The organism is Fluviispira sanaruensis (assembly GCF_004295685.1).
GTDB classification, from domain to species: Bacteria; Bdellovibrionota_B; Oligoflexia; order Silvanigrellales; family Silvanigrellaceae; genus Silvanigrella; species Silvanigrella sanaruensis.
Genome location: NZ_AP019368.1, coordinates 2142126 through 2156341, shown reverse-complemented (window position 1 = coordinate 2156341; position 14216 = coordinate 2142126). Strand labels below are relative to the sequence as shown.

The 14216-nt window shown below is 33.3% G+C and carries 13 protein-coding genes; 5 read left to right on the top strand and 8 right to left on the bottom strand.

Annotation, left to right across the window (positions count from 1 at the left end):
* From EZS29_RS09045 to tmk, 4 genes are read right to left on the bottom strand one after another with little or no spacing between them, the layout of a single operon-like run.
* Window positions 1-1410, bottom strand: a complete 1410-nt coding sequence (locus tag EZS29_RS09045; RefSeq protein WP_130609191.1) for a glycosyltransferase family 4 protein — start codon at window positions 1408-1410, stop codon at window positions 1-3.
* A 52-nt stretch (window positions 1411-1462) separates the two neighbouring features.
* A complete protein-coding gene (gene glgP, locus EZS29_RS09040) occupies window positions 1463-3934 on the bottom strand; it encodes an alpha-glucan family phosphorylase (RefSeq protein ID WP_130609188.1) in 2472 nt (823 codons plus the stop codon).
* A 52-nt stretch (window positions 3935-3986) separates the two neighbouring features.
* Window positions 3987-4838 carry a hypothetical protein gene (locus tag EZS29_RS09035; RefSeq protein WP_130609185.1) on the bottom strand — a complete coding sequence of 284 codons (852 nt, stop codon included), beginning with the start codon at window positions 4836-4838 and terminating at the stop codon, window positions 3987-3989.
* Entirely contained in the window at window positions 4835-5539 is a 705-nt protein-coding gene (gene tmk, locus EZS29_RS09030; protein ID WP_172603867.1) for a dTMP kinase, read from the bottom strand. The genes EZS29_RS09035 and tmk overlap by 4 nt, the downstream gene beginning before the upstream one ends.
* Before the next feature lie 66 nt (window positions 5540-5605).
* Here tmk and EZS29_RS09025 point away from each other — a divergent pair, with 66 nt between their 5' ends.
* Window positions 5606-6106, top strand: coding sequence for a hypothetical protein (locus EZS29_RS09025; protein WP_130609179.1), 501 nt, complete (start codon window positions 5606-5608; stop codon window positions 6104-6106).
* Between the two features lie 120 nt (window positions 6107-6226).
* On the opposite strand, the gene EZS29_RS09020 is transcribed toward EZS29_RS09025, so the two are convergent.
* Both EZS29_RS09020 and EZS29_RS09015 read right to left on the bottom strand, forming a co-directional pair.
* Window positions 6227-7219 (bottom strand): hypothetical protein, encoded by a 993-nt coding sequence (locus EZS29_RS09020; protein WP_130609176.1) that lies wholly within the window; start codon window positions 7217-7219, stop codon window positions 6227-6229.
* Window positions 7220-7893: 674 nt separating this feature from the next.
* A complete protein-coding gene (locus EZS29_RS09015) occupies window positions 7894-8775 on the bottom strand; it encodes an NUDIX hydrolase (protein ID WP_130609172.1) in 882 nt (293 codons plus the stop codon).
* A gap of 940 nt (window positions 8776-9715) precedes the next feature.
* Here EZS29_RS09015 and EZS29_RS09010 point away from each other — a divergent pair.
* Window positions 9716-10384: a hypothetical protein gene (locus EZS29_RS09010; RefSeq protein WP_130609169.1), complete on the top strand. Its 669-nt coding sequence runs from the start codon at window positions 9716-9718 to the stop codon at window positions 10382-10384.
* A gap of 170 nt (window positions 10385-10554) precedes the next feature.
* Here EZS29_RS09010 and EZS29_RS09005 read toward each other — a convergent pair whose 3' ends face one another.
* On the bottom strand, window positions 10555-10917 hold the full coding sequence (locus EZS29_RS09005) for an RNA recognition motif domain-containing protein (protein WP_216678659.1): 363 nt from the start codon (window positions 10915-10917) through the stop codon (window positions 10555-10557).
* Between the two features lie 386 nt (window positions 10918-11303).
* Here EZS29_RS09005 and EZS29_RS09000 point away from each other — a divergent pair, with 386 nt between their 5' ends.
* Together EZS29_RS09000 and EZS29_RS08995 are read left to right on the top strand one after the other, a co-directional pair.
* Entirely contained in the window at window positions 11304-11633 is a 330-nt protein-coding gene (locus EZS29_RS09000; RefSeq protein WP_130609166.1) for a hypothetical protein, read from the top strand.
* Window positions 11634-11732: 99 nt separating this feature from the next.
* Complete coding sequence (locus EZS29_RS08995; protein ID WP_172603865.1) at window positions 11733-12398, top strand: response regulator; 666 nt, start codon at window positions 11733-11735, stop codon at window positions 12396-12398.
* A gap of 76 nt (window positions 12399-12474) precedes the next feature.
* Here the strand turns inward: EZS29_RS08995 and EZS29_RS08990 are convergent, their stop codons facing one another.
* Window positions 12475-12864: a PEGA domain-containing protein gene (locus EZS29_RS08990; RefSeq protein ID WP_130609160.1), complete on the bottom strand. Its 390-nt coding sequence runs from the start codon at window positions 12862-12864 to the stop codon at window positions 12475-12477.
* 234 nt (window positions 12865-13098) lie between these two features.
* Between EZS29_RS08990 and EZS29_RS08985 the strand changes: the two genes are divergently transcribed.
* Window positions 13099-14118, top strand: coding sequence for a hypothetical protein (locus tag EZS29_RS08985; protein WP_130609157.1), 1020 nt, complete (start codon window positions 13099-13101; stop codon window positions 14116-14118).
* The last annotated feature ends 98 nt before the right edge of the window (window positions 14119-14216 follow it).

Below are 14216 nucleotides of genomic sequence, written 5' to 3'. Positions count from 1 at the left end.
TCAATGAAAATCACTGTATGCGTTTATAAGTGTTTGAGCTGAGTGTTTCCAAGTTCTTTGTGATAGATCTTTTAATGAGTTTTCAACAAGTTCATTGCGAATGGGTTTATACTTTAAAATACTTAATATTCTATCAGCCATGAGATCTGTGTCCCAAAAGTCAACTTTCATGGCATGATTGAGCACTTCAGAAACACCAGATTGTTTAGAAATAATAACAGGTATATTTTTTGCAATAGCTTCGAGTGCTACAATGCCAAAAGGTTCAGAAACGCTTGGCATCACAAATAAACTTGAGTCATTTAATACATTTTGCACACCCTCTGCATTTAGAAAACCCGCAAAGATAAAATTTTTATCTATGCCAAGCTCCCAAATCAGTTGCTTCATTGAGGGGAGTAGGTCGCCCGTACCTACGACTTTAAATATGACGTTTGGATTTATCTTAAGAACTTTTTGTGCAGCAAAAACAAAATAAGAAGGGCCTTTTTGAAAAGTGATTCGACCAACAAAAGTAACTGTCTGTTTGCTTGTTTTGTTTTCTAGGTTTTTTTCAGTCTTTTTTATTAGAGTTATATGCTGATCATTATTAGCATTGTATACAACTTTTATTTTCTTGTGCACGATCCCAAACTTTTCGATGATCACATTCTTGGTGTAATTTGAAACCGCAATAATCATATCAGCATTTTCTAGGCCTTTTTTTTCTATTGCAAGTATTCGGCGGTTATTGTGAATATCTCCTGATCGATCGATTTCCGTGGAATGAATATGTGCGACTACAGGGATATCATATTTAGAATTGAGCATTTCGATAGCCGTGAAACTCATCCAATCATGTGCATGAATAATATTATAATCAGGATCTTTTGCCAAAATATCTAAAGCAAGCAAACCGAGTGCATATATTTTTTCATTTATTTCATTGCTGATAGAAAAAGTAAAAGGTTTTATTTTTAGTTTTATTTCGTTGCTTTTTAAATTTTCAGTTAGTAAGTGATGATAATTTTTTAAGTCTTTTTCTAAATTTTCTTTATCTTTTTGTGATAAATCAAAGTCATTTAATGCATAGTTATAGTGAGAGTTATTATTTTTGTTTGAAATATTTTGAATTATAAGCTCAATATCTTGGTAGGTTTGTGAAATTATATCGAAAACACTTCTCTGCTTTTGATTGTAAACAGTTTTTTTATTATGAATATTATCATCAATTTCTTCGTCAAGGATATATGGATTTTCTGGACTAACTATTTTGAGCCCTTTGATTTTTACGGTATGGGGAAAATAAGGTAAAACAAGTGTTACTTTATGACCCAAAGCAATAAGCCCATTTATCAGACCTTCGGTAGCTGTTGCTAAGCCACCAGAAATCATTGGAGGATACTCCCATCCTAACATTAGTATCTTCATAATTCCACCGTTCTCAATTCAAAAAATTCATCATTAAGCATTCAAAATATTGTTAGCGTGCTACTAAATTTAAATCAAGATGTTCTGGAAAAAGAATTGGATTTGGACACACTCGGATATTATATGTACGGATCTCTGGATTGGTGGTTTCGAGGAGTGTGACGTAAATAAATTTTTTACCAGAATCTTTTTCTACACATGGAATAACAATATCTTTATTGATAATTTCTGATTTATTATTGTCTGATTTTGCAAAAACAAGATTGACTTCAAGCCAATTTTCGGGGAAGGGTGAATAAATTTCTACTTGTAACGTAACAGTCTCGCCTACATTTACAGTGTCTGAAGGTTTTAACTCCACGCGTGTTACTTCAACTTGTAGCCATTGTTCTTTTAATTCTTTTACATTATTTATATGTCTTTTTAATGCATCTATTTGCTCTGTAGAGTGCATAGACCATTTTTCATAAAATTTTGCTGCTGGTAAATAGGACTGGTTCGTATAATCCATTAACATTCTATTTGCGCTAAAACGTGGTGTGAGTGTTGCAATTGATTTTTTCATTTTCTCAATCCACTCATTTGGTACTTTAGAACTATAATAAAGAGGAACAATCGCAAACTCTAAGGTATCATATAAACTTTGTGCATCCCGTTCATCTCTTAAACTTTCATTGGCAAGCATTTCTCTAGTACCAATGCACCAGCCCAGATCTTCATGGTAGGCTTCATCCCACCAACCATCGAGGATGGAAAAATTTAATCCTCCATTTATGGCAACTTTCATCCCACTGGTTGCCGATGCCTCCAGGGGACGAATGGGAGTATTTAACCACACATCTATTCCTCGCACTAATTTATGCGCAATCTGCATATCATAATTTTCTAAAAAGACGATATTCGAATTCAAGTTTTCATTTTGGATAAATTTGACCACGGATTGTATGATTTCTTTCCCTAAATGATCTGCAGGATGAGATTTACCTGAAATAATCAGTTGAATAGGGCGTTCCTTATTTTGCATGAGTTTTTTAAGGCGCTCTATGTCACGAAAAATAAGGTTTCCTCTTTTATAACTCGCAAAGCGACGGGCAAAGCCAATTGTTAAATATTCTGGTGATAAATATGATTTTGGTATGGAGGACAATAATCGGCTTTTACGAGTCATATGAATATTCCAAATTTCAGTATTTGGGATATTTTCAATCCTTTTCCAGATGGCAAGATCGTTTAATTTCGCATCCCAGCCTTTGCCTAAATAAAAGTCAAATAGTTCGACCAATTCATTGCACAACCATGTGCGTGTGTGAATTCCATTGGTAATTCCATTGATCGGGACTTCTGAGTCGAGCAGATCGGGCCAAAGAGGTTTCCATATTTTTTTGGAAACTCTTTTATGCAGCTGACTCACTCCATTTCGATGTCCACTCGTGCGCAAGGCGAAAACGGGCATGGAAAATTCGGCATGATTGTCGGGAGGGCGGCCTAAATTAAAAAACTCATTGTCTGGGATACCATAATTTTTATAGAGATCTCCTAAATAATGTGCGAGCATTTGTGCAGGGAATACATCGTTTCCTGCTGGTACTGGCGTGTGCACTGTAAAGATTTGTGTTCCTTTAATAGCGATCAGTGCTTCTTGCCAATCAAGACCTTTTTTTATCAATTGAGATATTCTTTCCAATGTTAAAAAAGCGGAGTGACCTTCATTTAAATGATAGACCGAAGGTTGTATTTGAATTTTTTGCAATGCACGCGTTCCACCGACACCTAAAATAATTTCTTGTTGAATACGTAACTCTTGTCCACCTGCATATAAGCGAGAAGTTATAAGCCGATTTTCCCCAGAGTTTTCTGGAACATTTGTATCCATTAAATAAAGTGGAATTTTGCCGACATTTAATTTCCAGATTTGAAAATATATTTTTGTACCAGCAATTTCTACATCAACTAAAATCGGCTTATTCGAAGATTCAACCATAAGTTGCATAGGTAAATAAAATGGATCATTTACATCATAATTTTCTATTTGCCATCCATCTTTATTTAATATCTGGCGAAAATAACCTTCGGAATAAAATAAACCAACTCCGACCAAAGGCAAAGATAAATCGCTTGCTGTTTTTAAATGATCACCAGAGAGAACACCGAGACCTCCTGAATAAAGGGGTATGCTTTCATGTAAACCAAACTCCATTGAAAAATAAGCAATGGTATTTGAATTTTTATAATCTGTTACTTTATTGGTTCCTGTTTCAAGATAATCTAAAAACTCTTTATACACCTCACTGAGGTGTTCTAAAAATCCATCATCTTCTTTGAGACTGTCCCATGTGGAGGAGGGGAGTGTATTTAAAAGCTTGAGTGGGCAAGGGCCGCTGGCTTCATATTCTTGGGGATTGATCCGTCTAAATAAGTTTATTGCGTTGCTATTCCATGACCACCAAACATTGCGCGCAAGTTCCCAAAGCGGATGTAAATTGCTTGGCAAGGATGAGCGGATGTGAAGTTGAATTGTTCGCATGTGTGTTCTCCCCAATTTTGTCTGAGGATTTTCACTTTATTTTTTGAGAAAATCAACTTGATGATGCGACTTGAAAATGGGTGAAAATGCGAATGAGCCACAATTGCGTAGAAGGATTCAGGCTTTCATTGTTTTTCCATTCCGAGATCTGTGCAAGGATAAATTTCGAAACTGAGAGAAAATCGGGCTCTTTTTTAAGGCGTTCACATGTTATAAAAACAATTGTGTCTTGCAATAAATGGGCTTTGTATTCTTTTGCAAGTTTTTCTGATAATTCAATAATTTTTTTTAATTTTAATGGATTTATTGAGCTTGTAATCTGTTCGGAAAGGGATTGATTCAGATAAGAAATTGAGTTTTTAAATGCCTCTACTTGTAACTTTATTGCTTTGTAGTCATCTTGCGCTATTTCACTCACAATATTTTTCTTTTCGATATCTGTAAAATGGAGAAATACTTTTAGACAACGGCTTGTTACAGTTGGTAAGACAAGGCTTAAATCTTTTGTTGTGAGTACAAATATAGAATGAGCTTGTGGTTCTTCGAGGGCTTTTAACAGTGCATTGGCTGAATTTGCATTCATTCTTTCACAGTTTTCAATAAAAAAAAGACGTCGGGAACCTTCATTGGGTTGATAAAGTGAAAGTTCTTTAATTGCTTTTAGATCTTCAATCCGCAATATTTTACGCTGCCTGTCCGCAATGAATATATCGGAATGGTGAGCAGCAATCTCAAAAATAGAGGTATTTTCACTTTTAAATAAATCAATCTGACAGCTTGCTTTAACAAGTAAACGAAAATGCTCATCCGAAAAATCATTGTTTTCAAATTGTCTTGAAACAAGAAGGAGAGCGTGGTGTTTAATGCTTTTTAAATTCGTTATGAAATCATGAAATGTTTTCATAACTGGAAACCAAGAGTGTTCAAAACTGCGAGTTTAACTTGCGCAAACACATTTTCAACAGAAGAATTGGCGTCTATTGCAATTCTGACCGGTACTTTACCACTTGGATAAGGAAACTGCTTCGCTAATATTTCTTTATATCCATTCATTATTTGTGCATGAATATCATTTGAAAAAGAATCGAGTCTGTCTTCTGCTCGCATTTTTTCTTTTTTTATCCGTGACAATGCTTTCTGCGGGTCAGCGGTTAAGACCAAAGTGAGATCGGGAATGAAATTTTGCAAGGCATATCGCGAAATGGTATCGACCACCATTTTCTCAATCTGACCAACAATACTTTGATACACATACGTGCTGTCGAGAAAACGATCACAAATAATATGGTTGCCTTTTTTCAGCTCGGGTTCGATGACCTTTTGAATGTGTTGAGCGCGAGCGGCCGTGATGAGCAGGAGCTCTGTTAAGGGAAGCGGGGTGTCGCCATGCGCATTGATCCGTTTAAATAACGCTCGGATGTCCTCCGCAAAGGGAGTGCCGCCGGGTTCGCGCGTGAGCGTGCAGGTTATGCCTTGCTGTTTTAAAGATGTGAAAAGAAGTTCGATTTGAGTGCTTTTGCCAACACCTTCGCCACCTTCAAATACTATAAATGCCATTTGTTCTACCTGGTTAAATGCAGTTTTTACCGTAGGGGCGTTCCCCATGACTATTAACATAGAACAGGACTCCGATAGAAAGAAGGAAAAAATCCAGAAAATGAGGAGGGGCAGATGGATAAAAATGATCTTGATATGCTGAGCATCTCAGCCTATGCAGATTCCTCACATGCCCGTGATCGTGAACTCTGGCGCGGTTTTTTAAGCTATGCTCTGCCTGTTGTGATGGCTTATGACCCTTCTAAAATCGATAAAAACTTGGCCGAAGCTGTGGTCTACTCATTGCATGAACTTACTGTAAAGACAGGAAAATCTTCTTCTAAAGCCGAGCTGCTTCGCTCTATTTCGATTCTCCTTGCGAAAGAGATTGGCGTCTCACAAGAATTTGCCTTGGCCTCCTTTTTTGAAGGCGAAATGCCCGCCACAAGACTGTATAAGATCAATTACAGACCCATGAAGAAGTCAGCTAAAGTCCATCAAGAAGATGCTTTGATCGGCGGGTGGCTTGCGGATTTGGCCAAAGTCCAATCCGATAAAAAATTTTTGAAAACAGTTGAAAAATGGCGCAAGTGGATGGAAACAGAGAATGACGATGAACATAAAGAAGCGAGTTGATTAAAAATATATCAAAATAAATGAGCCTTGAAATTATTTTTAGATTAAATGAATACTAAAATATAGCATATTTTTAATTAACGAATTAGTACTAATATATTGATATATAATATTTTATAATTAATTTTTCAATAAAATTAAATTCTGTGCTAAGTTTTCTAATAATTTAGTAGCAAATTTTCTTTTCTCATCTACTGAATAGCTTTTATTTAGAGTTAATTCAGAACCGATAAAGTCAAAATGAATTCCATTACATTGATTTTCAATATAAAGTTTACATATTTTTTGCATAACTAATTTTTGGTAAAGAACAAATGGTTGATTAGATATTACTATATAATTTCCATTTTTTAGATTCCAAAAATAGTCATTAAAAAAATATTTAATAGTGCTTTTCGTTGTTGCTCTGTGTTCATTCGGGTCTTTCTCGCTTAAAGAAAGTGCAATTTTGTTTTGTAATTTTGGATGCAGAGACTGAGAAAAAACAAGTTTTAACATTTCACGTTCATCTGTTATTTTTAAAGGAGTTTTTGGTACTTTATAATCACTTCTGAATTCTATAATTCCGTTGTTTTTATTATAAAATTGCTCTTCTCCTTCACCAATTTTTTCAGAAAGCTTTCTTTCGCCGCCAATTAAATAGGTTGTTACTGGTAATATCTTTTTATTTTCAATATTGGCATTTAAATATTTAAGTCTTTCTCTTACGCTAGGTAAGGATGCTCCCAAAAATAATATTCCGTTGTAGTTACTTAGGCTTGGCTCTATTCTTTGTCCTAAACCAATTTCATTTAAAATTATCTCTATAATTTCATCTAAGTCTTCATTTTTGATTATTAAATTTTCTTTCTTTTCCCAGCGTTCCTCGCCAGGTTGTCTAACTAATGAATATTTAGGATCTTTATCCCCTTTCACCCAAATTAAAACTTCATTTAGAGAATAATTTTTAGGGAAAATTCCACATAAATTTAATACCCTTTGAACAGATTTTGAAACTGTTTGATCGGAATTAATTATATTTTCATTAATTTTTTCAACTGTTGTCTTTGCTGAAATATTGTTGTAAGAAAAAAGTGTAAGAAAAATAATTAAATAATTTATCCTGTTTTTCATAAATTTTCCTCTGAAAGAATTTTTGTTAAATGTTATTTGAAATTTTAAATAACTTAACATAAAATTATTATCTGACATTGTATCCTAATTAATGCAAGATATTTATTAAAAAATTCTTAAAAGGAATCTATTTGAGAACTTCGTAAGCAGATTTTTTTGCAACAGAACCAGCGAAGTATTGCAGCAAGATACATATCTTCTTCAGAATAACAAATTAAGCGATCGACACCGTTAATAGTTTCAATGACAAATTATAAAAGTTCGATATTCACTTCTTCTAATCTAATAAAGTTTTTACTTGCAGTCTTCCAACTGATTGGGAAATCATTTGCATAGGATTCAGTCCCAACTAAATAAAAATCGAACACTTTTAGGTCTAAAAAGTTATTGTATTCCATTAACTTATATCTAATTTTATTTATGACAAGTATTTTTTATGCTCATGCTTCACAAAATACATAAAGAGAAAATTTTTTTAATAATTATAGTCTACTTCGATCTTTTTTCTAAAAAGCTTTCTTGTAAAAATCGAGCCGAATCTTTCGGAGCAAAATGGTAAAAATGCTTAGAGAAAGTAAGTGATGACAATTATAAAGAATTGAGTTGATTGAAAATTACTTGGGGGTGTAGTATCATTTGTAGAAGAATTTGAGAATACACTCCGATAATTATTATTAAAAACAATTATTCTCAGGGTTATTATTTATATACTGCAAAATAGCATAAGTTATAAATGCATCCCTTACAAATAACTTTTTTTTCTTGTTTGTTTCATCTTTATATTCATAAAATCCAGATTTAATTGCACTGAGAGTTTCTTTGCAGCTTAAAGCTATATTACCACTTATTGTTTCGGTATTTTCTATAGATTTCTCTTTTAGTTCTAAATTTTTCATAAAATATACTGGAATTACAGATCCAATGGTACCAGCATCAGGAGCTACTTTCCCCAATAATTGGATAGATTCTTTTTCCATATTTACTTTCACCTTGTAACCTGTTTCTTCTAGAAGTTCTCTTTGTGCAGCTGCGATTTCATTTTCATTATTTTCTCGACCTCCTCGAGAAAGCTCAAGTTCCCAAGATCGGGTAGCATGCCTATATGCTGATATAAATAGGAATTTACCATTTGGTAAAATAGGAAGCATAGCAACTCCAGGTGCGCCATTCAATGAGCTTTTCCATAAAAGGCGATTATAAGTGCCAGTGCCTCTGTCTGTTTTAATTGCATCTCTAAGCCAGTACCAGTATGGATCTTCACTCACTATCCCAACTTTACTATAATCTTCTGCCTTATCTAAAGATAATCCTTTGTTTATAAAATCTTGTTTTCTTTTTTCTTGAATTTTTAAAATTTCATTAACTGAATCAATAATTTGAATTTCACCGTTCTGACTATTTCCAAGAATATTTTTATCCTTTTCAATAAGCTCAAGATAATTCTTGAGCTTACTTTCTTTATTAACAAGAGCAAAGCAAGAATAACTTCCTATAATAGCTGAAGTAACAATTATAATATTTGATTTTTTAATTTTTTTAATTGAATTATAAATCATAAAAATACCCCTTTTTTTTAAATAATATTAATTAAAGCAAGATTTAAAGTTATTAATTAATCAATAACTTTAAATCTAATAAATTGATTAAGCTAAAAATGCAACCTTTTAAATCTCAGTTATACTTTTCTTGAGGATAATATTCATTATTTAAATCAATCAATGAAGTATCTTTAACTGAGTTTAAAAGTACTTATAATAATGCATTAAATTTACGAGACTTTTTATGTCCGAAAAACCTTTTTATGAAAACAATTTTAAATTCATTTTCATTCGTATTTAAAGTGAGCCTGAAGAATTTTATATTCGTAAAGCTTTTGATCCCTACTTGTTTTTAATTGCAATCCCGACCCTTGAATTAACGCATGGCCTTATTGTGTCACGAATTTGGTGACTACTGAAAGATAATTGGAGCAATGCAGTGTAAAAAAAGTTGTCCTTTCGAAGTCATCTTTCTGGAAAATATTTCAAACTACTTTTTATTTTCTGATAAAGAAGTCACTTCTTATAATGAAGAGGTTGATTCCAAAAAATGAGTCTTTTCGACAGTCAATTGATTTCTTTTTTAACAAGTTAATAGAATCAAGTGGGATTCAAATTGCATCAAAAGTTCCATCCACTAGAGGACTAATGTCTCATTTTTTTGGACGATTTTCTGATTGTATATTTAAGTACATTTTACGAAGCAAGACATTTTTATTATAGCGAAAATGCTTAGAGAAAGTAAGTGATGACAATTATAAAGAATTGAGTTGATTGAAAATAAATCAATTGTAAATTTAATAAAAAATATTTTATTTTTGCTAGAAATTTAAATTTGTTTAAATTATTAAATAAGATGTTCTTTATAAGCTCCTTTTAGCTTTTGCTTATTTATAAGACATAAATAATATAATTAATTATTTTGTGAAAGTCTTTATTTTTTTTGAAAGAATATATTATGTATAAATTTAAATTGAAACCTAAAATACTCTGCGTATTTTTCGTCTTACCCTTATTTTCAATTGCCCAAGAGAGTGCCCATAATGAAAGTGATGCTGGGCTTAAAACACAAGAAGAACCTGTGTATAAACCTGTATTTACAACATGGGATCCGCAAAAAAATTACAATGAACCTGGCCAAATTGTTGAACACAATCAAAAGCTTTATCGCTTTAAGTTTGATTTTGTGGGTAAACATAATGATTCGAGGAGGGAGCCTGGGATTAAACCGGCAGATAAAAACCCTTGGGAATTTATTAATTATGAAATTTTGGCTTCTAATATAGGCAATTTAGCTAATTTATCTAAAGATAAAAAAGAAGAGGTTAATACGAAAAATGTAAAACCATTTTGGGATTATGGATCATGGCAGAACAATCCAGTTAGTCATGTCTTTACAAATTATAATGAACCATGGGAGCAGAATAAACCATGGGAGCAGAATAAACCATGGGAGCAGAATAAACCATGGGAGCAGAATAAACCATGGGAGCAGAATAAACCATGGGAGCAGAATAAACCATGGGAGCAGAATAAACCATGGGAGCAGAATAAACCATGGGAAAATAATATAGAACAAAATAAACGAATAAAAGAATATCTGGCTAAAAAAGAAAGTAAAAGATAGTAAAAAATGTACTAGATATAATGCAAAGTATTGCTGGTTGATAAATAGACAGCAGAAATTACCAAAAGGTGAAAGCTCTGAGCCAATTAATCATTAAAAAAGCCCTCAAACCTAAAAGGTATGAGGGCTTTTCTATTTCGCGTTAGCAAAAGGATCAATTGAGCTTGATCTTAGTAGCGAGTGCGGTTTCCACCACGATCGCCACCACGATGACCGCCGCCGAATCCACCGCGGTTATTGCGTGGTTCAGGTGGACGAGCTTCGTTTACGATCATTGGACGGCCGTTAAGCTCAGAACCATTGAACATAGAAATAGCTTGTTGTGCTTCAGCTTCTGTTCCCATTTCAACAAAACAGAATCCTTTAAAACGGCCTGTTTCGCGATCCATAACGGCACGAACAGAAGCCACATTACCAGCCTTTTCAAAAAGACTAGCAACATCATTCTCACTAACAGAAAAAGGCAAATTGCCTACATATAACTTGGTACCCACAGGATCTCCAGTTGAATTGAACAAATGCCGATCTAACACAAAAGCCCCATGCCACGCGTTGTATCGAACAATAAAAACTTTGAGATAAACGGTGGCTCTGAAAACTTTTCATGACTCACGGAGTATTCTCGGTTCCCAGTGTTTCATGGAACGTCTCTATTTGCAAGAGAAAAATGACGTCAAGAAAAAATCTTTGTAATTTCAAAATGTTAATAATTTATTAGAATCAGTCTAAATCCTCCAAAGGGTCAGAGTGATGCTTTTTTGAACATCTCTCCTTTATCTTTATCGTAATTTTTGCCCATTTTCTAAACTCCCTTTGAAGCAATGAACAGAATGATGTATGAAGATATGAGAGCAAATTTAATTTTTCTTTCTGCAACGAATTATTATTCAAATATTTTATTCAATAAAAAGGGATAGATATGAAAATCCAAACTGCTTTGAGCCTCGTTTCTCTCTTTGGAGCATCACTCCTTTCCGTTTCATGCCTTACCGTGGGCACTCAGTTTCCAGCCAAAGTTGCTTGGATAAAATCGGATAAAACAACAAAAGTTGAAATTGAAAAAGCTTTTGGCCCACCGTTTCGAATGGGTTATGATTCTGGATACAGAACATATTCTTATGGGTATTATAAATACTCCGCTTTTGCTGACAGTCAAACAAAAGATCTTACCATTCGTTTTAATGCGAATGGCACTGTAAGCAGTTATACTTTTAGTAGCTCATTTCCAGAAGATAAGGAAAAAGAATAGGATTCAAAGCTTGATAGGACAAAAAATAGATAAAGATATCAATGTGATAGAGAAGATAAAGAAATTATAATTATGATTGTTTGCAAAAGGAGCTCTGCTATGAAAAAAGACTTTATGGATAAAACAATTTTTATAGTGGACGATGAACCGGATATATTGGACGCTCTGGCTTCAGTCATTCAAATCTATTTGAAGATCAATATCGTTTTATTCAATTCTTCTGTCGAAGCTTTAGAAAAAATAAAATCAGGTGATGTTCCCAATTTAATTATCTCTGACATTAAAATGCCTATGCTTGATGGGCTCAAATTTGTTTCTGAAATAAGGAAGTTAAATATCCGCAAACCCATTATTATTCAGTCTGCGTTTGCCAATAAAAAAGAGGCCATTCAGTCTCTTCGCCTGGGGGTCTATGGTTTGCTCGATAAACCCGTTCCACATGAACTTCTTATTCACGAGATCACCCGTGCACTCAATATGGAAGAATATGCCTTGATAGCAGAACAGTTGCGCAGAGAAAAAGATTTGTTAATTACGCTTTTTCAAAAGTTTATTGCAAAAAATCATGAGAGAATTGCCAATGTAGAGAATTTATTATTAAATGAAAGTAAGGTTTTTTCGAAGAATAAAAATAAAGATAAATTGGCAACTTTTTTAAAAGATATCAATGAAAGTAATGCGATCGATCGCGAAGTCTCAAAAGTATTTCAAAGTGTGAATGAGCTTATGACTAAGCAAGAAGAGCAAATTAATTATACAAATTAAAAACGATCAGAGAAAATGAATTCATTTTCTCTGAACTTTGCACTTAAATGTCTTAATTATTTAGATAATTTATTTTTTAATGAATAATTGGAGTGAGTTCTGATTGCACAGATAAATTTGCGGGATCAATTTTTAAAATATTTCCAGTCGCAGCGTCGATTAGAAACCCGAAACCATTCAAAATATTCCATATTGTAACAGGTTGAAATTTAGAATTTACCATGACAGAAGTTTCAGAAAAATTTTCTTTTCGTAGGACAAGTGTTTTTCCACCATAAATATAAGTAGAGAGCGTAATAACAGCAGGAGTTTTGCCTACACGCGCACCGTCAATGTAAATATCTGCGCCTTGTGGCTGAGAATCAACTTTAACAAGACGGGTATTATCTCCGTACATACTTGCGCAACCAGTTAAAAATGCAGAGATAGCCAGTATGGTAGCTGTTTTTTTAAAAAGATTTTTCAAAATTTATCTCCTTGAAATTTCAAAATATTTAGCATTATTACGTGATATATTCATATAAAATGCAGTTTTTATTTTATATTATTATTATAAAAAGTAAAGATTATTTTTGTTGCAATTCACTGCAACATTTTGTTTCACGCATTTTTCTTGAATATTTACTAATTAGTGCTATCCAAAAATATCCGTAACTTTTCTTTGCGGATTTATTTTTTTATGTTGTTTTAAGGGTAAAAAATGAAGATTGGTCAATTATATTCGACAATTGTTTCTGTTGTTTTCTTTGCGTTTATGAAATCTGCTTTCGCATGTTCGTCCTGTGGCTCCAGTGCAACCTCTCCATTGGTGCTCAATCCCGATGAAAATTTAAAAATGTATTTTGGTATCGCGCAAAATTTTAATTATATGGATTATGGAGTAAAAAAAGTTTCAGATACTAAACAAGTTCCAAATAATAAAATATCATCACGGCGTATTTTAACATTAGGAATTGGCTATAGAACTACGGAAAATTCTTTTGTTACTTTAACTGGTTCTTTTGTCCGTAATCAAGGAGCTGCGAATCCAGCCAATGTAAATGAAGGATTTGAGCATAAATATTTAGTTGCAGACCCTATTCTTGCAGGCCGTTACAATTTAATGGATATGAGTATAGCGAGCACCTATCGTCCACAAATTCAATTGGCACTCAGCTACAAACCCAGCCTAGCAAAAAATATGGTTGATGATGACCCTGTAGCAGTTAGAACAGTTGGCAATGGCTTTCATCAAGTGACGGGAGGACTTGACTTTTGGTTTGGTATGCCATTTGTGCAATTTGGATTTGCACAATTTGTCACTTATTCATTCGATAGACATCCAGATAATGCAGGAAGAACCTGCTGTGGGATGGTGAGTTCAACTTCAACACAAATGAAACGAACCCGTGATTTTCAATACACAACTGTGCTCACCGTGGGACATGCCTTTAAAGAAAGCAATATATCTGTGCAAGGTGGTGCTATTCTTGATTATATTGGTAAAGAAGTCGTTACAAATAAAAACAACACCACTGGCGTTGAAACTTCCTGGACAAGAAATTCTGCACAATCCAATTCATTATTTGCCAACGTAAAATACAAACCGACTTTTGAAGATACATTTAGATTGTCGTACACTCTTGGTGGAGCATATAACGATAATTTAGGTTATTTTACCAATGCAAATCAAACAACTTTTGATACATTGTCTCTGTCGTATGAAAGAACTTTTTTCTAATTATAAATTAAAATAAAGTTGCTAATAAATAATATTTACATTAATATTAATTGTTCTTAAATGCTTTTGTTTGGGAACAATTTTTTTCTAATTATAAA